General features: G+C 52.1%; 22 protein-coding genes. 5 read left to right on the plus strand and 17 right to left on the minus strand.

Annotated features, from left to right (window positions below):
* Positions 1-53: 53 nt before the first annotated feature.
* The 12 genes from HP566_RS05850 to HP566_RS05905 all read right to left on the minus strand — a co-directional run bounded on the left by HP566_RS05850 (position 54) and on the right by HP566_RS05905 (position 10,343).
* Positions 54-398, minus strand: a complete 345-nt coding sequence (locus HP566_RS05850) for a RidA family protein (protein WP_249976327.1) — start codon at positions 396-398, stop codon at positions 54-56.
* 18 nt (positions 399-416) lie between these two features.
* Positions 417-1,559, minus strand: a complete 1,143-nt coding sequence (locus HP566_RS05855) for an NAD(P)/FAD-dependent oxidoreductase (RefSeq protein WP_249976328.1) — start codon at positions 1,557-1,559, stop codon at positions 417-419.
* Positions 1,559-2,947, minus strand: coding sequence for an FAD-dependent oxidoreductase (locus tag HP566_RS05860; RefSeq protein WP_249976329.1), 1,389 nt, complete (start codon positions 2,945-2,947; stop codon positions 1,559-1,561). Before HP566_RS05860 ends, HP566_RS05855 begins: the two co-directional genes overlap by 1 nt.
* Positions 2,944-3,249, minus strand: coding sequence for a (2Fe-2S)-binding protein (locus HP566_RS05865; protein WP_249976330.1), 306 nt, complete (start codon positions 3,247-3,249; stop codon positions 2,944-2,946). The genes HP566_RS05860 and HP566_RS05865 overlap by 4 nt, the downstream gene beginning before the upstream one ends.
* Positions 3,224-4,342, minus strand: a complete 1,119-nt coding sequence (locus HP566_RS05870; protein WP_249976331.1) for an NAD(P)/FAD-dependent oxidoreductase — start codon at positions 4,340-4,342, stop codon at positions 3,224-3,226. Before HP566_RS05870 ends, HP566_RS05865 begins: the two co-directional genes overlap by 26 nt.
* Before the next feature lie 10 nt (positions 4,343-4,352).
* Entirely contained in the window at positions 4,353-5,147 is a 795-nt protein-coding gene (locus tag HP566_RS05875; RefSeq protein WP_249976332.1) for an ABC transporter permease, read from the minus strand.
* An 11-nt stretch (positions 5,148-5,158) separates the two neighbouring features.
* Complete coding sequence (locus HP566_RS05880) at positions 5,159-6,061, minus strand: ABC transporter permease (RefSeq protein WP_249976333.1); 903 nt, start codon at positions 6,059-6,061, stop codon at positions 5,159-5,161.
* The gene (locus HP566_RS05885) at positions 6,054-7,118 is read right to left on the minus strand and encodes an ABC transporter ATP-binding protein (RefSeq protein WP_249976334.1); all 1,065 of its coding nucleotides are present in this window, start codon (positions 7,116-7,118) and stop codon (positions 6,054-6,056) included. Before HP566_RS05885 ends, HP566_RS05880 begins: the two co-directional genes overlap by 8 nt.
* Before the next feature lie 92 nt (positions 7,119-7,210).
* Positions 7,211-8,245, minus strand: coding sequence for an ABC transporter substrate-binding protein (locus HP566_RS05890; protein WP_249976335.1), 1,035 nt, complete (start codon positions 8,243-8,245; stop codon positions 7,211-7,213).
* Entirely contained in the window at positions 8,242-8,382 is a 141-nt protein-coding gene (locus HP566_RS05895; RefSeq protein ID WP_249976336.1) for a hypothetical protein, read from the minus strand. The genes HP566_RS05890 and HP566_RS05895 overlap by 4 nt, the downstream gene beginning before the upstream one ends.
* A 48-nt stretch (positions 8,383-8,430) precedes the next feature.
* On the minus strand, positions 8,431-9,339 hold the full coding sequence (locus HP566_RS05900; RefSeq protein ID WP_249976337.1) for a LysR substrate-binding domain-containing protein: 909 nt from the start codon (positions 9,337-9,339) through the stop codon (positions 8,431-8,433).
* A gap of 236 nt (positions 9,340-9,575) precedes the next feature.
* Complete coding sequence (locus tag HP566_RS05905) at positions 9,576-10,343, minus strand: exodeoxyribonuclease III (protein WP_249976338.1); 768 nt, start codon at positions 10,341-10,343, stop codon at positions 9,576-9,578.
* A gap of 138 nt (positions 10,344-10,481) precedes the next feature.
* Here HP566_RS05905 and pyrE point away from each other — a divergent pair, with 138 nt between their 5' ends.
* Entirely contained in the window at positions 10,482-11,147 is a 666-nt protein-coding gene (gene pyrE, locus HP566_RS05910; protein WP_249976339.1) for an orotate phosphoribosyltransferase, read from the plus strand.
* Between the two features lie 17 nt (positions 11,148-11,164).
* Here pyrE and HP566_RS05915 read toward each other — a convergent pair whose 3' ends face one another.
* Complete coding sequence (locus HP566_RS05915; protein WP_249976340.1) at positions 11,165-11,638, minus strand: tRNA (cytidine(34)-2'-O)-methyltransferase; 474 nt, start codon at positions 11,636-11,638, stop codon at positions 11,165-11,167.
* A 95-nt stretch (positions 11,639-11,733) separates the two neighbouring features.
* Between HP566_RS05915 and rep the strand changes: the two genes are divergently transcribed.
* Positions 11,734-13,803 (plus strand): DNA helicase Rep, encoded by a 2,070-nt coding sequence (rep, locus tag HP566_RS05920; RefSeq protein WP_249976341.1) that lies wholly within the window; start codon positions 11,734-11,736, stop codon positions 13,801-13,803.
* A gap of 109 nt (positions 13,804-13,912) precedes the next feature.
* Here the strand turns inward: rep and HP566_RS05925 are convergent, their stop codons facing one another.
* Positions 13,913-14,743, minus strand: coding sequence for a c-type cytochrome (locus HP566_RS05925; RefSeq protein ID WP_249976342.1), 831 nt, complete (start codon positions 14,741-14,743; stop codon positions 13,913-13,915).
* Between the two features lie 298 nt (positions 14,744-15,041).
* Here HP566_RS05925 and HP566_RS05930 point away from each other — a divergent pair, with 298 nt between their 5' ends.
* The 3 genes from HP566_RS05930 to HP566_RS05940 all read left to right on the plus strand — a co-directional run bounded on the left by HP566_RS05930 (position 15,042) and on the right by HP566_RS05940 (position 17,849).
* Complete coding sequence (locus HP566_RS05930; protein ID WP_249976343.1) at positions 15,042-15,719, plus strand: response regulator transcription factor; 678 nt, start codon at positions 15,042-15,044, stop codon at positions 15,717-15,719.
* On the plus strand, positions 15,716-17,122 hold the full coding sequence (locus HP566_RS05935) for an ATP-binding protein (RefSeq protein ID WP_249976344.1): 1,407 nt from the start codon (positions 15,716-15,718) through the stop codon (positions 17,120-17,122). The genes HP566_RS05930 and HP566_RS05935 overlap by 4 nt, the downstream gene beginning before the upstream one ends.
* A gap of 109 nt (positions 17,123-17,231) precedes the next feature.
* Positions 17,232-17,849: a CBS domain-containing protein gene (locus HP566_RS05940; RefSeq protein ID WP_249976345.1), complete on the plus strand. Its 618-nt coding sequence runs from the start codon at positions 17,232-17,234 to the stop codon at positions 17,847-17,849.
* Positions 17,850-17,927: 78 nt separating this feature from the next.
* Here HP566_RS05940 and nhaD read toward each other — a convergent pair whose 3' ends face one another.
* From nhaD to glmU, 3 genes are all read right to left on the minus strand, one after another.
* The gene (gene nhaD / locus HP566_RS05945; RefSeq protein ID WP_249976346.1) at positions 17,928-19,394 is read right to left on the minus strand and encodes a sodium:proton antiporter NhaD; all 1,467 of its coding nucleotides are present in this window, start codon (positions 19,392-19,394) and stop codon (positions 17,928-17,930) included.
* A gap of 157 nt (positions 19,395-19,551) precedes the next feature.
* Entirely contained in the window at positions 19,552-21,378 is a 1,827-nt protein-coding gene (gene glmS / locus HP566_RS05950; protein WP_249976347.1) for a glutamine--fructose-6-phosphate transaminase (isomerizing), read from the minus strand.
* Between the two features lie 64 nt (positions 21,379-21,442).
* Positions 21,443-22,810 (minus strand): bifunctional UDP-N-acetylglucosamine diphosphorylase/glucosamine-1-phosphate N-acetyltransferase GlmU, encoded by a 1,368-nt coding sequence (gene glmU, locus HP566_RS05955; protein ID WP_249976348.1) that lies wholly within the window; start codon positions 22,808-22,810, stop codon positions 21,443-21,445.
* Position 22,811 lies beyond the last annotated feature (1 nt).

Genomic DNA, 22,811 nt, shown 5'->3' on the forward strand with positions numbered 1-22,811 from the left:
TCTAGCAAACACTATTGCTGTCGAACTCTTTCGCCAGCAATAGCTATATGCCTTTACTTAACAGCAGTCACTACTAATTCCAAAAGAACATTCTCTCCAAGGTCAGCAACACCTAACGTGGCTCGGGCTGGAAGATGGTCAGCATCAAACCATTGAGTCCATACCTCGTTCATACCTTTCTTGAGATTCAAGTCAGAGACATAGGCAGTTGCGGTAACGATTCGCTTATTATCTGTACCTGCTTCGGCTAGATAGCTTTCCAGTTTATCAAGCACTTGGCGTGTTTGACCTGCCATATCAAGCGTAAGATCATCAGCAATTATTCCACCAAAGAAAACAAACCCATTCGCTTCTACAGCGCGGTGCATAATAGGTGTTTGGATATGTCGTTTAATCATAATAATCTCCTGTTTGCCTTAATTGGCGTACGTGAACTCATCCTGTTTAGGACAAGGTGTTTGAAACCTTTGAATAGAAAAAGGAGTGATCGGCAGCTTAGGCTCTCGTTCCATGGCAAGGTCGGCGACTATTTCTCCGGTAATGGGGCCTAACTGATAGCCATGAGCTGAGAACCCAAAAGCGTGAATAACATTGTCGTGTTGGCTGCTAAGACCTATTACAGGAATGTGATCCCGCATGACGGCTTCGACGCCTGCCCAGGTTCGCATGATGCGTGCCTCTTTCATGAACGGAAACAGACTGACGACGGTATCGGCATTCTCTGCCAGTCCACCTAAACGGGTTTCCGCGACATGGCGGGCAAGATCCACGACTCCACGTACCCCACCTCCGATCAAAACAGTACCGTTCTCAAACTGCTTAAAAGATAATGGCCGCGACGTGGCGCCCACTACCGTCCCTAAAAATGGCGATAGTCGCTCAGTGATCATCAGCATGGGAGCTTCAGCCGTAAGAGGAACCGGCTCTCCAAGCCATTTGCAAAACTCTCCTGCCCAAGCGCCAGCACAATTGACCAGCAAATCGGCATCGAAACGCTCTCCGCCACTGCTCAGCTGCCATCCGTTGCTCTTAGGCTCAAGGGCAGTTATCTCAATACCTTCACGAAAGCAGGCACCCTGACGTTCGGCTTCGCGACGCCAAGCGGTAACAGTGCGGTAGGGGTTAGCATAGCCATCACCATCGCACGCCAGTCCTCCTGGGCAATGGCTTGCCAAGGCAGGCAGCCGCTTATATAGCTCATCACGGCTGAGAAGCGTTTCATGGCAAAACCCCAGATTCCGCACTTGGCACTCACGCTCAATGAGGGTAGCCATATCATTATCGTTTTCAGCCACTTTGATTTGCCCAACAGGACGAAACCCACAATCGTCACCGACAATACTCGTCATGTTCAGCCAGCGTTCCCAAGCAGCTATCGCTAACGGTATCTCTGCCGGGTGCCTGCCGAGCCTACGTACACCACCAGCATTGACGCCCGAGGCATGGCGACCGGCATAGGCCTTATCAATGACAGTGACCTCATACCCTTGATTGCTTAATCGCAGCGCAGCACTGCAACCATGAAACCCCGCGCCCACAACCACTACTCGACGAGGCATCAGCCTTCCTCCGCCGCCTTTGCAAGCTGGCCGAGGGTGATCGGTTTGAAAGGTGGTCGCAGCCTGTAATAGCCGGTTTCTTCAACACTCTGCTGATTGGCATCTGCCAGCAGTTCGCTCACGGTAATACCGCACATACGGCCTTGACACGGCCCCATGCCACAACGAGTGAACGACTTAGTTTGGTTGGGCCCTCGGCAGCCCATTTTGGCCATACGCCGGATTTCTCCGCCGGTTACCTCTTCGCATCGGCATGCTAGCGTATCGTCATCGGGTAAACGCCACTGTTTTGCAGGTCTATACAGCACATCAAGAAAAGGCCTAATCGCGGTGTCACGCGCTAGTGCTTTACGAATTGATTGGGCGCGTTCAGTACTGTTCGCCAAGGTTAATTTACCTAGCGCCAGGGCAGCCCCCAGCCCCGCTAATTGACCTTGCATGGCCGCGGCCTTGGCTCCTACGATACCGCCTCCATCACCCGCTACGGCAAGACCTTGGATATCGGTGTTCAGCCACTCATCCAGACATGGTCTCCAAGCTAATTGCTGCTCATCCCACTCATGGTGGCAATCCACCGCCCGAGTGATTTGGGTATTGGGGATAACGCCTTGATGAAGTAGCAAGGTAGGCGTTTCAAGTGTCTGCCATTGATCATCGCCCTGTTGCTTCCATAAAACGCGCTCCAACTGACCACTACCTTCGGCGCGCAGAGCACTTACGTCTCTAATATGGCGAACACCTGCACGGCGTAGTTCACGTAATAGTCCCACCCCCTTTAATAAGGTGCTGGCATTACGTAACGCACCGGGAACGTACTTGAGAGCGGCGCAATAGCGATTCCGTGGCGTAGTATCAAGAATGGCCGCCACCTCAACACCTGCGCGCAGATACTGAACAGCCAGTAGCAATAACAATGGGCCACAGCCTGCCAGAACAACGGGGGCTTGGGGCACGACCCCCGAACTCTTGAGTAATATTTGACCACTACCGGCCGTCATTACTCCAGGTAACGTCCAACCAGGGATTGGCATTGGCCGCTCCATCGCACCCGTGGCAAGGATGATATGTCGCGCACGGATCATCTCGACCTTGTCATCGTGTAACAGGCCAACCTCCCGCTGACGGGTCAATTGCCACACCATGGTTGCAGGTCGGTAATCAATCCGTTGGTCTGCAAGCCCATTGATTAGAGACTCACCTGACCAGTACTCCTCGTCAAGGATGTGGCGGCCACGCAAAGGGGTACGCTCCAGGGCACGATAAATCTGCCCTCCCGCTGCAGGCTGCTCGTCTATTATCACAGGAGTAATATCATGCTTCAGGGCGGTCGCTGCCGCTGCCATACCTGCCGGGCCCGCACCTAGAATAACGAGGTCATGTGTGATCATGAGGTTAGCCTCCTGGCACCTTGCTGCACATGAATACGCATACCATCACGAACCTCTACCTGGCAGGCCTGGATGTTGGGGTTACCATCAACTTCTACTAGGCACTCAAAGCACACACCCATCATGCAGTAAGGAGCACGAGGGGCATTACTGACTGGCGTGCTACGACAAATACTAATACCGGAAGTGAGTAGTGCCGCTGCAATGGTATCGCCAGAACGTGCCGTCAAGGTCTGCTCATCAAAGTGGAAAGTCACCATCGGTCCAGTGGTGGCTTCAGGCGGGGATAGGCGTTTGAACATGGAATCTCTCCGCAGTAAAAGGGGCAATTTCAGCGGGCGCTTCCGCCCCCGCGAACCAGGGAGCCAAACACTTCGCATGAGCAGCAGCTAATGTCACACCACTATGGCAACACGCGACAAAGGCACCTGGGTGAGTTTGGGATGCTTGGTACAACGGATAGCCATCAGGCGTCATGACCCTTAATGCCCCCCAGCTTCGCACCACCCGGGTATCAGAAAGTGCTGGTAGCGCCCGCACGGCACGCCGGGCAATTTGGGCAAGCACAGGCGTTTCGGTACCATCATTGAAACCAACGTCTTCATGGGAGTCGCCCATAAGAATCGTGCCTTCTCCCGTCTGGCGTAGATAGGTCGTTGGCAAGTTGAGCAGTGGCCGCACTCGTTCGGTAACAAGAATTTCACCGCGATTCGGTATTAACGGTGCATCCAGACCTACCTGCGGAGCCAGTTCACGATTACCCAGCCCTGCTGCCAGGATGACGCGATTAGCCAAAATGGTTTTTTGACCACTCTCGACTACATAACTTTCTCCTTTACGCCGAATACTTTTTACCTTGCCAATTGGTAAGAAGCAGCCACCATGACAACGTATGCCTGCATGTAAGGCCCGTAATAAATAGAGGGGATTGGCGTGCCCATCCCAGCTTGACCACGAAGCGCCAGTAACGCTTTCACCAATTTCGGGAATCAAGTCCCGTAACTGGTTATGATCCAGCATGTTGAATTTAAACTGTCGATCCGTGGCCTGAGACAATGCTTTAAGATCTACTTCACGAGCCTCAAGCTCCGCACGGCTATAGCAAAGATGCACTCCTCCGGGGTTATGGTGCTGAGTAGCGACCCCCGTCAGCTCAAGGAGCTCCTGAGAAAGTGTCGACCACATGGATGCAGAACGCATACTCCATAGGGAATAACGCGGTATTTCCTGCCCCTTTCCCTGAACCCATACCAATCCAAAATTGCCACGCGAGGCACGATAGGCCACATCTCCTTCGTCCACCACACTGACTTGGTGGCCTTGGCTGGCCAGTCCATAGGCAATTGCACTGCCTACCAGCCCACCGCCAATGACGGCGAAATCACACTGCTGCATAGCTGGCTCCTTACCTCTTACCGATGAGAACTTTGTCAATTCCATAGAATCGGTCCAGCAACACCATGAATAACACCGTTAATACAATGAGCACGGTAGAGACGGAGGCGATTAATGGGTCGACGGTATGAGCAATGTGGTTATACATCTGCACAGGCAGCGTGGTTGTGCTGGGCGAAGCCACGAAAATGGTCATCGATAATTCATCAAAGCTGGTAGTGAAGGCTAAAATCCAGCCACCTGCGACCCCGGGGAGAATCATCGGCATGGTGATACGCCGAAACATCGTCCATTGTGAAGCCCCTAGCGACAAAGCGGCTTTTTCAGCACTGCGATCCATTCCAAATACTGAAGCCATCACTAAGCGCATGGTATAGGGCATAACGATAATGACGTGTGATGCTACCAGTGCCCAGAAGCTACCGTAGATACCTACTCGTGAGAAAAAGCCAAGAAAAGCGACGCCTAACACAACATGGGGAATCATTAACGGTGATAAAAATAAGCCCACTAACACGTCACGACCACGGAATTGGTAACGGACAATGGCCAATGCGGCAGGCACAGCTAAAACGACCGAAAAACTTGCTGCCGCTATCCCTAAATAGAGGCTATTCCAAAACGCTCGAATAAAGTCACGGTGATCCAGAATGGCCGTAAACCAACGTAAAGAGAAGCCATCCGTTGGGTATGAGAGATAGCCATGAGGTGTAAATGCCACCAGCATTACGACTGCCAGGGGAGCCAGCAGAAAAACGACAAATAGCGAATGAAATATCAGAGCGAGTTTGCTATTACGTAACATCGTAGTGACTCCTAGCCTAGAGTGCGACGGAAACGCCGCTCCATCATGCGGTTATAACTCATCACCACAGCGACATTGGCCACCAGTAAGACAATGGCGATCGCTGCCCCCATGGGCCAGTTCATCGTATTGAGATACTCATCGTAAGCGGCAGTGGCAGCTACTTTTAGACGGCGACCACCGATAATGGCGGGGGTGGCAAAGGCGCTGGCGGCTAAAGCGAAAACAATTAAGCTGCCAGATAATATGCCCGGTAATATTTGAGGAATAACCACACGACGAAAAACAGTGGCATGACTGGCGCCTAACGATAAACCAGCATGCTCCACTGCAGGATCAAGTTTTTGCAGAGCAGCCCATACGGAGATCACCATAAGCGGGACCAATACATGTACCAGCGCAAGAATTACGCCAGTATGGGTGTACATCAAATTACCCGTGCTTGCCTCAGCAATACCAATGCCCTCTAACAACTTGCCTAGCAAACCATTTCCGCCAATCAACAATACCCATCCAAGCGTTCTTACCACCACTGAAATTAACAGCGGTGCCAAAGTGATAACCAGAAATAACGAACGCCACGGATTACGCATACGCGAGAGGATATAGGCCTCTGGCACGCCGATCAGAATGCACAGAACCACTACCGCTATACTGATGCCGTAGGTACGTAAAAATATTTCATGAAAGTAACTATCACTCAGTACCTCCAGGTAATTTTCGAGGCCAAATGAAGAAACAATACCCAACGAATAATCAAAGCTATTAAAACTTAGGATTAGCGTCATGATTAGTGGCATGCCCAGCAAGGCAAGAAAGAAAACGGCACCAGGCGCACTTAACAGCCAAGGAATCGGATTAATGAGCCGGGTACGTGGAGAAGATGGATATAGGGGGGAAATAAGCTCAGCCATTTACTTGTTCCCCTAAAACCTGTACCGCACCTTCCTGCCAGTGGATACCTACATCATCACCTACCGCAGCCCCCTGCGCTCCCAAATTCGGTTGAGTGACCAATAGCTCGCCAACACTACTATCGACTTGATACAGCCAATGGTTACCCAGAAACAATCTTGTACGAACACGTCCCTGTAACTTGCCAGCAGCTTGCTGCGTTAGTTCCAGCTTTTCTGGGCGAATCGATAACTGAATCTGGTCTCCTTTAATATCGTTGGGTACAGTAATTTCCAGCTGGTAATCACCAAGTTTAACGTGAGCTTGTCTGCCTTCACGCTGGTCTATATGGCATGCCAATAAATTAGTCTTGCCAACAAACGAAGAAACAAAGTTATTTTTAGGGTTTTCATAAGCAGCAAAAGGCTCATCCACCTGCACCACTTTTCCCTGATTCATCACCACGACGCGATCGCTAAGCGAGAGCGCTTCCGATTGATCGTGTGTAACCATTAAGGTTGTCGTGCCAACCTGCTGCTGAATATTACGCAGCTCGATCTGCATATTTTCTCTTAATTGTGCATCAAGGTTGGATAGTGGTTCATCAAGTAACAACAACGGCGGGCGAATTACCAAAGCGCGGGCCAAAGCGACTCGTTGACGCTGCCCACCGGATAGTTCGCGGGGATAGCGATCGCCCAGGTGATCAAGGCGAACCAGCTCCAGCGCCTCACAAACCTGCTGGCGGCTTTTACCGGCGGGAACTTTACGCATTTCAAGGCCAAACCGCACATTTTCCGCCACGGTCATATGGGGAAACAGGGCATAGCTTTGGAAAACAATTCCAATGCCCCTTTGATTAGGCTTACAGGATGTAATGTTCTCGCCATTCATTAAGATCTGGCCACGGGTAGGCTCAACGAAGCCAGCTATCATTTGCAGTGTCGTGGTTTTACCGCACCCCGATGGGCCGAGTAACGAGACAAATTCACCTTGGGCAATATCAAGCGTGATGTCTTGTACGGCAGCATTGCTGCCGTAACGCTTGGTCAAGGACTCTAAGCGAAGAAAACTCATGGCAGGAAACTCCTGCACACCCTTCCCCAACGAGCTGAAGGCAAGGGTGTGATGGCTTTAGTGGGTAGTAACGATGGATGAGTAGCGCAGGCCTAGCGCTCGACCTGACGGTTCCAACGATTGGTCCACTCGAGGCGGTTAGGATTGATGACATCCCAGTCCACAGCCACTAACTGGTCGACTCTTTCACCATAGGGGAGAGTTTCTACCAACTCATCAGATAACTCTGCATACCGTTGCGCTGGCCCCCAACCTTGTGTGTCAGCCAGTAATTCCTGCGCTTTTGGTGTTAACAGGTGCTCAATAAATGCCTCAGCCAGCTCGTGCTTCTCGCTGCCTTCGATCACACAGGCAGCCACCATCAAAGCAACCGCCCCCTCTTCAGGGTATGCAAAAGCGCCCGGGAAACCTGTGTTGGCAAGTGCACGTAAGCGCCCACTCCCCCAAACCGACAGGGCTATTTCCTCATTCTGGAATAACTCGGACATTTTGCCTGCTGAAGGCTCGAAAGAAAGGATGTTAGGTGCAGCTTGCTCTTGCATGAACACGAAGCCAGGGTCAATATCACTTTCACTTCCCCCATTTAGACGCGCTGCCATTACCAAAGCATGTACACCATAGGTATTGCTAATGGAAGGAACGACTAGTTTACCGGCGTATTTTTCATCGGCCAGATCGTTCCAGGAGCTAGGCGGTTCCCAGCCATTACGCTCAAACATCTCAGCATTATAGGCAAACCCTGAAGCAACCAAACCAACACCAACAGCCTTATCATCTGGGAAGCGCGCAATATCGTAGACATCATCCAGCATGGCGGTATTTTGCATTGATGAGCAGAAGCCTAAGTTAATGGCCTGGTACATTGGGCCATCATCCATCAACACTATATCCAGCTCCTGATTACCACGTTGAGCTTGCAACTTGGCTAGCGTATCGGTGGAGTTCCCGGCGACATAGATGATTTCAGCATCATGTTCCTCAAGGAAAGCTGGAATGATTTCGTCGCGCATGGCTTGTTCGGTAGAACCACCATAGGAGCCGACATATAGTGGTTCAGCAAAAGCTGTATTCATGCCCAAAAATACTAAGCCTACCATTGCGGTCGTTTGTCTATTCAGTCTATTCATTTTTGCAGTGTCCTGTCATTGATGTTGATGTTTTGATTGTTATTATCAATGGCCGCCACCGCTTCTGTTATTACTAGAAAACGGTCAGAAGGCGTGGGCAGTGCGACCTGCAATGAAGCTAGCATTGCCTCAGACATCAGGACTAATGCCTTTTGTTAGACACTCTATTCGCTAATGTTATACCTTTACTGAGATAGTGGGGTATCGAGTTGATTAGCAAGGTGTATTTTTACTTCCTCAATAAACTCCAGCACTAAACGTGATGGGGGTCGAAAAGCAGGAAGCACGACACTATAGTGGAAAGGTATTTTTGGTTGAAAAGGACGAACAATCAAGCCACGTGAGGCGTAACTACCTGCAGTAATAGGGTCAATTAGCGATACCCCTGCTCCTGCTAAGACCAACTCACATGCAACGCTCGATAATTGTGTTTCTATACGCATGCGACGTTTAACACCCGCTTGGTGAAAAACATGATCTATAAGCGGCCTTACATCCTGCGTCTGACCTAACGAAACAAATGATTCTCCTTCCAGGTCTTTTACAGTAATCATCGCCTGCTGTGCTAATCTATGATCAGGCAGCATCACTAAGCGCAATTCACCGCATGCAATAGAACGGATAGTGACCGAGGGGTCCTCTAAATGCATGCCTATCAAACCTGCATCACACTGCTGAGTTGCCACCCATTCCAATACACGTTGCGAGCTATGCGCTTGTAATGAAACAGTTATTCCCGGATGACGAGCTGAAAAAGCGTGAATCATGGGAGGTAATGCACTTAGCGCAAGGGCTGGCATGCAACTTAAAAAAAGTCTGCCAGTTCGAAACTCTCGGATCTCTTTCGCAGTATCAGTAATTTTATCAAGCCCCACAAAAGCACGATCAACATCTTCATATAAAGCCAGAGCTTCAGGAGTGGGAATCAGGCGCCCCTTGTGCCTTTGAAATAACGCAAAACCTACGTAATACTCCAAGTCACCTATCAAACGGCTTACTGCTGGTTGAGAAACATGCAGCGTCTGCGCTGCCCGCGTAACCGTTTTATGTATCATTACCGCACGGAAGGCTTCGATCTGCCTAAGATTAATCATTCAGAGTCTTCTCCCGAATGTAATAGAGAGGCTTGCTAAAAGTGCAGCCTAAACAGATCAATGAAGTCCTTTGCGAGCCAGAAAATATTAAGGCAGTGAAACTTTTGACGAAATATATAGTGCTTATTTTGAGCCTACATAGCTCCCCTATTATTTGGTTCTAACCTTTATATAATCGCCAACAGGCCAGCAAAATGCTGGCCTGTTGGCAGTGCGACGCGGGAAGTAGCTAACGCTTAAAGCGCTAAATCATACTCAACGATCAGCGGTGCGAACTCAGAGAAGGTCGCATCGTAATCAATCCACGCGTCAACCACATGGCGGCGGAAGTTGGGACCAACCAATTGGTAATCGATCCGCCAGCCTTCCTGGCGCTCACGGGATACATCCTGATCAAGCTTAGGCCACCAGGTGTATTCGCCAGCATCGCGATTGATTTCGCGGAAGGCGTCGATAAACCCAGTTGGACCCAGCACCTGATCCATCCAGGCGCGCTCTTCCGGACGGAAACCAGAGGTGAGTTGGTTATCCGACCAGTTAGCCAAATCCACCGTTTTATGGGCAATATGCCAGGTACCACAGATGATGTATTCGCGGCGTTTACGCGACATCTTCGTCAGGTACTCCTGGAACTGCTCCATAAACGCCTGTTTGGCTTTTTGGTCACTTCCATCAGGCATCAGGAAAGTGGCTATACTGAAGCGGTCATAATCCGCCTGCAGAAAGCGCCCTTCATGGTCACACTGAGGGAAACCCAGGCCATACATAATGGCCTTGGGAATTTTGCGGCAATAAAGCGCCACACCGGCGAACCCGTCTTCTTCAGCATCCAGAAAATAGCCTTCATAGCCTTCCGGATAAAGAATATGGTCACCCAGTTCAAAACTTTTTGCCTTGATGTTCTGCACGCAGACCACATCGACATCCTGCTGAGCCAGCCAGTCCAGGAAGCCACGATCGACGGCATCACGTATACCATTGACATTGATGCTGGCAATTTTCATAAATCGTCCCTTTTGCGTCGCTGCTGTATGATACCCGACGTTTAGACGTTTGGGTAAATAGACAAACCAAATCTTGCTATTTAGCCCCATTTTATTGTTGCGTTTGACTTACATTCCTATCGACAAGAGAAAACCACTGTGGCCACCACTCTACAACCCTACCAACGCGATTTCATTGCCTTCGCTATTGAGCAGGGCGTGCTCAAGTTTGGCGAGTTCACGCTTAAGTCAGGGCGAGTGAGCCCTTACTTCTTCAATGCGGGTCTGTTTCAGACTGGCCGCGCCCTGGCCAAACTGGGCCGCTTCTACGCGCAGGCGATTGTTGATAGTGGCCTTAAGGCGGATGTGCTGTTTGGCCCTGCCTATAAGGGAATTCCACTGGCGGCGGTGACCGCAGCGGCTCTGGCCGACCATCATGACCTGGATATGCCTTATGCATTTAACCGTAAAGAGGCCAAAACCCACGGAGAAGGCGGCAATATTGTTGGCGCGCCACTGGCGGGCGATATTCTGATTATCGATGACGTAATTACTGCCGGCACCGCCATTCGCGAGGTCATGGGCCTGATTGAGCAGAGCGGTGCCCGCGCGGGCGGCGTGATCATTGCCCTTGATCGCCAGGAACGTGGCCAGAGCGAGAAAAGCGCTATCCAGGAAGTGCACGCCCAATACGGTATGCCCGTGGTCAGCATTGTCACTCTTGAGCAAGTGCTTACTTACCTTGAGGAGCATGCCGGGGGTGAAATGCTGGCATACGCTGAAGCCGTTCGCGCTTATCGTGACCGCTACGGCATTGTGGGATGACTTTCTGAATTAATCGCTTACTTGATTGGTAAGGCGCCAGTGTAGTTTTGCTGGCGCCACGCTTCATAACTGACAATGGCGACTGCATTCGAGAGGTTCAAACTGCGGTTATTGGGCTGCATGGGGATGCGCAACTTTTGCTCGTCAGGCAGCGCGGCATGAACCTCGGGCGACAGCCCAGCGGTTTCAGATCCAAACAGCAGCACATTGCCGGGCGCATAGGGGGCATCACTGTGGGCTCGGGTACCCTTGGTGGTAATCGCCCAAATAGTGCGCCCCTGCATTGCACTTTGAAACGCCGTAAAATCAGCGTGGCAGGTAACATTGGCAAGGTCGCGGTAATCTAACCCGGCACGACGCAGCTTTTTCTCTTCGAGATCAAAGCCCAGCGGTTCAATAAGATGTAAACGGCAGCCATTGTTGGCCACCAGGCGCATAATGTTGCCTGTATTGGGTGCCATACGCGGTTCAAACAGCGCTACTTCAAACATCACTACCTGCCTATTATTCGCTCATTGTGCATTCGCCAGCGCTGCCGATTGTAATGGAAATTGCCAGGAAACACTTGTAGAGGTCACCCTTAGCCATGACGCCCCAACCGCCCAAAAGCATTCTTAGCCGCATTAAGGGGCTAAACCCGCGCCAGCAGGAAGCGGTGCGTTATATCGATGGCCCCTGCCTGGTATTGGCGGGAGCAGGCTCGGGTAAAACCAGTGTGATTACCACCAAAATTGCCTATCTGGTGCAAGAGTGCGGGATGAGCGCGCGTAGAATCGCGGCAGTGACCTTTACCAATAAAGCCGCCCGGGAGATGAAAGAGCGCGTGGGGAAAATGCTGAAAGGCAAAGAAGGCCATGGGCTAACGGTTTCCACCTTTCACAACCTGGGGCTGAATATCATCCGCGGTGAGCTGAAAACCCTGGGTTATAAACCGGGTTTTTCGCTGTTTGACCCGGAAGATGCCAAGGCGCTGCTGCGGGATTTGATGAATAAAGACGCCCAGGTAGATGCCGAACAGATCAATTCGGTACAGGCCAAAATATCCCAGTGGAAAAACGATCTGGTGTTGCCTGGCGACGCACTTTCCCATGCGGCTGATGATGACGAACATTTCGCTGCGCGGGTGTACGAAGCGTACGTGCGTCACTTAAAAGCCTACAACGCGGTGGATTTTGATGACCTGATCCTACTGCCGGTGGTGCTACTCAGCCGCGACCCGGAGGCATTGGCCCGTTGGAGGCGCAAAATCCACTATATGCTGGTGGATGAGTACCAGGACACCAACGTCTCCCAGTATCTGTTGGTTAAACTTTTAATGGCGGAACGGGCCACCTTCACCGTAGTGGGCGATGATGACCAGTCGATTTACGCCTGGCGGGGTGCAAGGCCTGAAAACCTGGTGACCCTGGGTGAAGATTTTTCACGCTTAAAGGTTATCAAACTGGAGCAGAATTACCGTTCTACCGGCACGATTCTGCGGGCGGCCAATACACTGATCAGTAACAACCCCCACGTGTACGACAAAACCCTGTGGTCGGATATGGGCGACGGCGCGCCCATTCGTGTGATCGTTAACCGCCATGAAGAGGCGGAAGCGGAACGGGTTGCCAGCGAGATGTTAACCCGGCGGATCAAAGAGAAAACCGAGTGGCGCGACTTTGCGGTGCTCTACCGGGGTAACTTCCAGGCTCGGTTGCTGGAACTCAAGCTCCAGCACTATCAGATTCCTTACAAACTTTCCGGCGGCACATCGTTTTTCTCGCGCAACGAAATCAAAGACACCATGGCTTACCTGCGGCTGCTGATTAACCCTGCCGACGACAACGCGTTTTTACGCATTGTGAATGTCCCCCGCCGGGAAATTGGTCCTGGCACCCTGGAAAAACTCGCTAACTATGCCACCGAACGCTCGATATCACTGTTTGCCGCCTGCCATGAGCTGGGGTTGGAGCAAACACTACCTACCCGCGCCGTGGAGCGGCTATCACGCTTTACCCATTTTATTGATGGTGTACGCAAGCGTATGGATCAGGGCGATGCGATTGCTGCGATCCGCGATATGCTGCGTGATATGGATTACGAGGCGTGGCTATACCAAAACGCCAGTGCCCCTACCATTGCCGAGCGGCGTATGGGCAATGTATGGATTTTGATCGACCAGCTGGAAAAGTCGCTCAATCGAGACCCGGAAGATGATATCGCCTCTGAAACCACCGAAACTGATGGCGTGGAAGCAGCCATCTCCCGTCTGGTACTGCGGGATATTCTTGAGCAGCAGGCTGAGGAGGATGATTCCGACCGGGTACAGTTATTGACGATGCATGCCTCCAAAGGCCTGGAGTTTCCCCACGTCTACTTGATGGGCCTGGAAGAGGATCTGTTACCCCATCGTAACGCCATAGAGATGGGCAGCGTGGAAGAGGAGCGTCGCTTAGCCTACGTGGGCATTACCCGCGCTCGGCGGACATTAACGTTAACCCTGGCCCGTCAGCGTAAAGCCTACGGCGAGCTAATGGATTGCCAGCCCAGCCGCTTTCTAGACGAACTGCCCGCTGATGACCTGGAGTGGGAAGGCCACGCCGATAAAGAGGACCCGGAGAAGAAGCAGGCACGCGGCAAAGACGCCATTGCTGGGTTACGCTCGCTGTTGGGTTAAGGCAACCCTAGCGTTATTAACAAAGTGATAGACAAAAAATATCCACAGGGGGTTTGAACAACCCGCCTGTGGATAACACATTGGTGCAGCTAGCTAGTAGCGCGACAAATTACTCAACTTCAGCGACCATGTAGTCAACAATCGCCATAACTTCTTCATCTTCAAGACGCAGGTTGCCACCTTTAGGCGGCATAGCGCCGATACCGTTAATGGAGTTGGCGTACAGCTCATCGATACCTTTCTCTAAACGTTCGGCCCAAGCGTCCGCATCGCCCAGTGCCGGTGCACCAGCAACACCGGTAGCATGACATGCGGCACAACCCCCGCTGGCATAAAGCGCTTCGCCATCCAAGCCGTTACCATCGCTGGCGGCCGCTTCTTCACTGGCGGTAACCTCATCATCTACGGCTTCATCATCTACAGCGGCGATGTCTTCACCAGCGCCTTCGTCGGCTGCGCTCTCTTCAGTTACAGCTTCTTCATCAGCAGCGCTTAATTCGGGCACTTCCATCACCGGCTCTACCAGGTAGGCGGTAGCTGCTTCCACTTCTTCATCAGACAGGTTGGGATTACCACCACGGGCAGGCATTGCGCCAATACCGTTGATGGAGTGCTCCAGCAGTGTGGCAAAGCCTTGCTCTGTACGCTCGGCCCAAGCAGCTTCATCACCACGCACCGGGGCACCAGCGGCACCCGTTTCGTGACACGCCATACATACGCTGTTATAGATACCGGCGCCATCCACACCGCCACTACCATTGCTGGTACTAGAAGCAGGTGCTGACGCTGTACCGCAGTCCTGGCCCTGTAAACAGAGTTGCCCTACCGGCGCCAGGCGCTCGGCCATTGCTTCACGTGCGGCGTCTTCGGCATAAGCACTGGATGTGCCTGCCATGACGCCGAAGGCCGCCAGCCCGCTCATGATCAGCTTAGATTTCACTCTCACCACCTCTTGAGTATTGTCATAAAACTTTTTGTGCTTACCCCCTGCGCGCGGCACAGCGCCGCCACCAACCTTCGGCAACCAAGACGCCAAGACGTGCATATGGCGGTAGTATACCGAGAACACAAAGAGTAAGAAAATGCTACTAAGCGCGGCTATTCAACCTACTTTGCTCTTAATCATGAAAGTGCTTGCTGAAATATAGAGCGGTTGGTTGAAAAGTGGTCGTCATGGTGACGACATGTCATGTTAAGCACACAGTTGCCGCTTTGAATGAAAGGAGTCATCAGCCGCTATGCGCATTCTATTGGTAGAAGACGATCCCAGTCTGGCTTCGGGCATTCGGTTAGCCCTCAAACCTGAGCACTATACGGTAGACCATCTCACAGATGGCGAAACCGCATTAAATGCACTCAAAAATGAACCCTTCGATGCCGTGATTTTAGATTTAGGATTGCCTCGGGTAGACGGCATGGAAGTACTCAATGCCGTACGCCGCCATGGCATTTCTGTACCTATTCTGGTGCTGACCGCCCGGGACGCAGTAAACAACCGCATCGCTGGGCTGGATGCAGGTGCCGATGATTACCTCACCAAACCCTTTGAGGTCGATGAACTTAAAGCCCGACTACGAGCTCTGCTTCGACGCAGCCAGCACCAGACCAGCTCTGTGCTGGAGTGTCGCGGCATTCACTTAAATCCGCAAACCTTAAGTGTTGTCTATCAGGACCAGGAAATTGCGCTTTCACGCCGGGAACTTACCCTGTTGCATGAGTTTATGAGCCACCCAGGCCGCGTGTTCACCCGCGATACACTTACCCGCCTGGTATATGGCTGGGAAGAGGATGTGGAGAGCAATGCCATAGAAGTACATATTCACCATTTGCGGCGCAAACTGTTTCCTGAAGTGATCCGTACTGTGCGGGGCATTGGTTACGTAATGGATAAAACACTTCAGGAAAACAGGCCATGATGTCGATTCGCCAACGCACACTGGGGCTGACTCTACTGGTATTCGGCATCAGTATGTTAGTTATTGGATTTATTAGCTACCGTTATGCCGCCCAGGAAATTGAAGAGTTATACGATGCCAGTCTGGCGCAAAACGCTCGCCTGCTTGAAGGCCTGCTACAGGCACCACTGTCAGACAGTGACCGCGATATCCTGCTACACAGCCTGGAAAGCACTCTCTTAGAGGTACATGAAGTAGAGAGTCTAGCGCCAGGGCACCGCTATGAAAGCAAACTGGCCTTCCAACTGTGGGAGGATGATCACCTGCTGCTGCGTTCGGCCACGGCGCCCGAAGCACCTCTTGCCCAGCAACCTTTGGGCTATTCAACAATAACCGTTGGGGAGCATGACTGGCGTGTTTACGTGCTGGAAGTGGCAGATTCATCCAAACGTGTGGTCGTGAGCGAACGCGAGGATGTACGCGGAGAACTGATCAGCACAGTGGCACTCCGTACGTTATTGCCGGACCTGTTCGGGCTACCGCTACTGACCATTTTACTGTGGTGGTCCATTGGCTGGGGATTATCCCCCCTTTCACGCATGGCGGAGCAAATTCGTGACCGTGATCCCCACAATCTTAAGCCCCTCTCTGTCCATCCATTACCTCAAGAGCTAGGTACTATTGCGGGCGCCCTTAACCGGTTGCTGGAGCGGCTACATACGATGCGCGTACGCGAAAAACGTTTTATTGCCGATGCCACCCACGAATTGCGCACGCCATTGGCTGTGCTCGACTTACATGCCCAAAACGCGCTGACGGCGGATAATACGGAAGATCGAGAAGAGTCACTTCATCACCTGCGCAGTGGCGTGGCCCGTTCTACCCGCATAGTCACGCAACTTCTCACACTTGCCCGCCTGGATCCAGAAGGAGAACCGTCGCCAGATTTCCGGCTCTCAAATGTGCTGCACGAAACCCGCGAAATGTTAGCAAAACTTTTACCTCTTGCGGTTAAGCGCCAACAGCAGCTTTTTCTGGATGCGGATGACACCGCCCAGTGGCAAATAGAAGAGGAGGCTGGCGCTATCGAAACACTGGTGCAGAATTTGGTAGGCAATGCCATTCAACACGCTCCTGAACATAGCACTATCACAGTTACTCTCGAGGCTACCCCAATGGGAGTGACGATTATTGTGGATGATCAGGGGCCAGGCATTCCTGAACATGAACGTAGCCGCATGATGGAGCGCTTTCAGCGTGCCGGCCCTGGCGCCGGCGCAGGACTGGGGCTCTCTATCGTCGAGCAATTAGTTAAACGTCACGGTGGGCTGCTACAACTGGAGGATGCACCTAATGGGGGGTTACGCGTTCGTGCCGTTGTTGCAAGAACCGCCTTAAGCCAGCGCCGAGCGGCTGAAATATAACAAGGGATTAACACCCTTAAGGCTACCGTAAGAATTCCGTGCAACTGTGAAGGTACAGGGTAGGCGATCAACACACGACCTGCTTCTTCATACAACGGAGGTTCCCCCGATGATCCAGATGATGCACTCACCAAAACCACTTGTTCAGTTCGGTGCCACACCACTTTTAACCCAACCCGCAGCGAAACAGCTATCGCCTGAAAGTCCTGCCATATCAGTGCTGACGGACTTCTCTGTCGTCATGCCACAATCGGTTGCCGATGATACGCCGATCGACGAAGCCCATCTTAAAATGCGCCATGGTGGCGTTCGCCTGCTGTTTGTCATGGACAACAAGGATCACTGCGTTGGCGTACTTACAGCAAAAGAGGTTATCGGGACCCGACGCATCAACCTGGCCATGCAGCAGCGCAACATTGACCGTCAGGAAGTAACGGCAGGAATGATCATGACACCATGGCACACTCTCAGTGCCATGCCCATTACGCAGCTCTCCTCGCTCACTATTGAAGACCTGGTGCTGTCTATGGAGAGTTTCACCGAACAGCATCTACTGGTTACTGAACAGAATGCCAGCCAGGAGTTGAGCGTACGAGGTATTATTTCAGCAACGGATATTCAGAATGCCATGGGTAAACGGGCGAACACTAAAGTGCCTGATACCGTCGTCCCCATTGCCAGCAGCTTTGCAGATATTTGCAAAGTGATTACTGGGCATGACTTGTAACACCCCACAGCCCTTATCACGCCCTGCTCATTTTAATAATGGCACCGCTCCAGCGGTGCCATGTTATTTACATCATTGCTAAAACATTCCGGCGTTAATGAACAAATGCGCCACCACGCTGGCCATATATCCCAGCAGAATCGCTGGCGCCCAGCGCAAATGTACGGCAAAAGTGTAGATGCCTCGCGCCTGCCCCATTAAAGCGACCCCCGCTGCCGACCCCATTGAAAGCAGGCTGCCGCCCACACCCGCTGTCAGGGTAATCAGCAGCCAGTTACCTTCCGACATATCCGGCGCCATCGATAGCACAGCGAACATCACGGGAATGTTATCAACCACTGCAGACATCAAACCCAGTACCACGTTGGCCCAAACCGGATCCCAGTTACCGTAAAGCGTTTCAGACAGCAGGCTTAAATAGCCCATAAAGCCCAGGCCACCCACACACATCACAACCCCGTAGAAAAACAGCAGCGTATCCCACTCTGAGCGGGCAATACGGCTGAAGATATCAAAGGGAACGACGCTGCCCAGTTGCTCAAGCTTTTTCCAGTCGCCGCGACGGGAGTAACGTTCCCGTTTACGCTCCAAGGAGCGTGGTAGACTGCGACGCAGGTAATAGCCAAAGAACTGCAGCAGGCCAAGGCCGAACATCATGCCCATGGCAGGAGGGAGATAAAGAATAGAGTGGCATAGCACCGAAATAGCCACGGTGACTAAGAACAGCACAATGATGCGACGTGCGCCCCGCTTCAGCCATACATTTTCAGTCAGTGTGGCAGGCTGCCGGTTGACGATGAAGAAATTCATAATCACTGCTGGCACCATGAAATTCACGATAGCGGGGATCAAAAGCGCGAAGAAGCCGCCAAACGGCACTTGGCCTGCCTGCCATACCATCAGCGTGGTGATGTCACCAAATGGGCTAAATGCGCCGCCAGCGTTGGAAGCCACCACAACGTTAACACAGCATAAACTGATGAATTTTTTATCGCCTTCGGCCACTTTCAGTACGACGGCACACATCAACATGGCCGTGGTCATGTTGTTGGCAATGGCAGAGATACCAAAGGCAAGAAAACCAGTAATCCAGAATAAGCTGCGGTAGCTAAAACCTTTACGAACCAGCCATGCACGCAGAGCATCAAACACCCGGCGCTCTTCCATGGCATTGATATAGGTCATTGCCACCAACAGGAAGAGCAGTAACTCCGTGTACTCTAACAATGTTTCACGAAACGCCATTTCCGCTTCTTCAGGCATACCTGCCTGAACATATACCCAAGCCACCATGGCCCAGATAATCCCTGCGGCAACCAGCACAGGCTTGGATTTACGCATATGGATGAGTTCTTCACTCATCACCAGCGCATAAGCAAGAATAAAAATAACGACGGCAGTAATCCCTGCCAGCGATGCGGTTAGATCAAGAGGGCCGGTAGCGGCAAATGCAAGGGAGGGGAATGCAGATAAACAAAGTACTATCAACAACCAGGCAACACGGCAATTGGAATGCCGGGCAACATGGGCGCTTGGTGGTTTCATGGTGGCGTGACCCTGGAAGGTTAGGAAAAGAACGCCACAATAATAAGCACACTAATCAAGTGCTGCAATGCAATGATCGCGGGTAAGAGGCTGCTATTCGCCCTACCTTACAGAGCATGTTGAAATCCCACAGCTGCAACTTATTTTTCCACACCGATTACTCTACCGTTACGCTCTTCGCCAGGTTACGCGGCTGGTCAACATCGGTTCCTTTCAACACCGCGACATAATAGCTAAGTAGCTGTAAAGGCAGGGTATAAAGTAGCGGTGCCAGTGCCTCATGAACGTGGGGAAGCTTCATCACCCGGATACCATCCTGGTCGTTGATTCCCACTGCCTGGTCGGCAAAGACGAACAGTTGCCCTCCCCGGGCGCGTACTTCTTGTAAATTGGATTTGAGCTTTTCCAACAAATCGTCGTTAGGCGCCACCGAAATCACCGGCATTTCACTATCTACCAGCGCCAGCGGCCCATGTTTCAATTCGCCAGCCGGGTACGCTTCAGCATGAATATACGAAATTTCCTTTAGCTTTAGAGCACCTTCCAGGGCAATGGGGTAGTGGGCACCGCGCCCTAAAAACAGAGCATGATGCTTTTCCGCAAACGCCTGGGAGAGTGTTTCTATCTGGCCAGCCAGCCCAAGCACTTGCTTGCAAAGCGCGGGCAACGATTGCAGGGCTGCGACAATCTCGGCCCGCTCTGGCTGACCTTTGGCTTTGCTAACCGAAAGCGTCAGCAGCATTAAGGCAACCAGTTGGGTCGTAAATGCCTTGGTGGATGCCACACCAATCTCAGGGCCTGCATGGGTCATCAGCGACATATCTGATTCACGTACCAAAGAGCTGCCCGGTACATTACAAATAGCCAGTGTGCCCACATAGTGAAGGGTTTTGGCAAAACGTAATGCGGCCAGCGTATCTGCGGTTTCTCCCGACTGGGATAGCGTGACAAATAGCGTGCCATCGGGAACCACGGGGTGGCGATAGCGATATTCAGAGGCAACTTCCACCTGTACGGGCACCCCGGCATAACGCTCTAGCCAGTAACGCGCCACTAATCCCGCATGATAGCTGGTGCCACAGGCGATAATATGGATTTGACGCGTATTCTGAAACAGTACCTGAGCCTCCGGGCCAAAGCTTTCCACCAGGACGCTGTTGGTACTCAACCGCCCCTCCAAAGCAGCACTGATCACCTCAGGCTGCTCAAAGATCTCTTTTAACATGTAATGACGGTACTCACCTTTACTGGCAGCACCATCGCCATGCTCAAAGGTGTGTACAGGGCGCTCCACCTGATGGCCATCCCGGTCAACAATCTGAATGGCCCCCTGCTCCCGTATCTCAACCAGATCGCCCTCTTCCAGATAAATAAAGCGATCCGTGACTTGCAGCAGAGCAAGCGGGTCAGAAGCTAAAAACGCTTCGTCTATTCCGACCCCCACTACCAAGGGGCTGCCCTGGCGAGCCCCCACCACGACCCCCGGCTCTACTACGCTCATTACCCCAAGTGCATAGGCGCCGCCCAAGCCACTAACCACTTCCTGGGTTGCTTCAAACAGGCCCAGCCCGCTATTCAGCTTATCTGCCAGCAAGTGAGCAATTACTTCGGTATCCGTTTCTGAAGTAAAGGTATAACCATTAGCCTGGAGCGCTTGTTTGATATGCTCGTAGTTTTCAATAATGCCGTTATGTACCACAGCCACTTGATCACTACTGTGATGGGGGTGAGCATTCGCCTCTGAGGGCTTGCCGTGGGTGGCCCAGCGGGTGTGGGCAATCCCTGACATACCGGGCAAGGGCGCATTGTCCAACTGCTCTGCAAGGGCCGCCACCTTGCCCAAGGCACGGTGGCGCGTCAGCGACCCATTATTGAGCACCGTCATGCCAGAAGAGTCATAACCGCGGTACTCCAGGCGTTTAAGCCCTTCCAGCAGTATTCCTTGCACATTACGTTGTGCAACCGCAGCGACGATGCCACACATGGGGTTTCTCCTTGGGCAATATTTTAAAGCGCTCTTGAACCTATCGGCTCAGATAACGTTCAATCTATTTAGACGTTGTAACCGGGCGTGGCCAATCGGCTTTCTCCAACTGGCGACTGCGGGTCACTGCCAGGGCGTATTCGCTCACATCCTTGGCAATGGTAGAGCCTGCACCAATGGTGGCACCTTTGCCTACCGTTACCGGCGCCACTAATGCGCTGTTCGATCCAACAAAAGCATCATCGCCAATCACCGTACGATGCTTGTTGGCGCCATCATAGTTACAGGTGATAGTACCTGCACCCACATTCACATTCCGCCCTAAATGGGCGTCACCAACATAGCTTAAGTGATTAATTTTACTACCTTCACCCACGTCGGCGTTCTTGGTTTCGACAAAGTTTCCGACTTTCGCCTTCACTGCCAGACGCGTACCGGGCCTCAGACGTGCAAACGGCCCGATTTGATTCAGGCCCGCCGCTACGGTTGAGTCAATCATACTATGGCTCTCAATCACGCTCTCGGCACCAATCGTACTGTTCTTAATCACGCAATAAGGGCCAATCCGTACCCCTTCCCCCAGTTCAACCTCACCTTCAAACACACACCCCACATCAATAAACACATCATGACCACAGCTAAGCTTACCGCGCACATCAAGCCGCGCAGGGTCCGCCAGGGCAACCCCTTGCTCCATGAGCGAATTGGCAAGCTGTTGCTGGTAAACACGCTCCAAGCGCGCCATTTGAGCACGGTTATTCACCCCTTCCACCTCAACTGCCGTGGCTGGCTGGGTGGTACAAACGCTAACGCCCTCTCCTGCCGCCATGGCAATCACATCGGTCAGGTAGTACTCGCCCTGGGCGTTTTCTGCGGAAAGCCTGGGCAGCCAACGTTTTAGTTGGCTACTGGTCATTGCCATAATGCCGGTATTGCATTCGTTAATAGCAAGCTGAGCACTATCTGCATCTTTTTGCTCAACGATTGCCACCGCCTCTCCATCGGTATTACGTACGATACGTCCGTAACCGGTGGGGTCACTTAACGTAACGGTTAAAAGCCCCATATGCTGCTCATCAACCTGGGCCAATAAGGCAGCGAGAGATTCACGGCGGATAAGTGGCACATCGCCATACAGGACCAATACTTTACCGTTACCCAGCTGATTTTGGGCCTGGGCAACTGCATGTCCTGTACCTCTCTGTTCCTTCTGTACAACAAAAGAGACAGTGCTCGCCGCCAGTGCTGCCCGAAGTCTATCAGCACCATGGCCGATAACCACGTGCGTTCTTGAGGGGGAAAGACCAGCGGCCGTATCCAACACATGCTGAACCAACGGCTTACCGGCCAGGGTATGTAACACCTTGGGAATTTGCGAGTTCATACGAGTGCCTTTACCCGCAGCCAAAATGACAATATCGAGTTCTTGCATA

The sequence above is a fragment of the Vreelandella olivaria genome, assembly GCF_023507745.1.
GTDB classification, from domain to species: domain Bacteria; phylum Pseudomonadota; class Gammaproteobacteria; order Pseudomonadales; family Halomonadaceae; genus Vreelandella; species Vreelandella olivaria_A.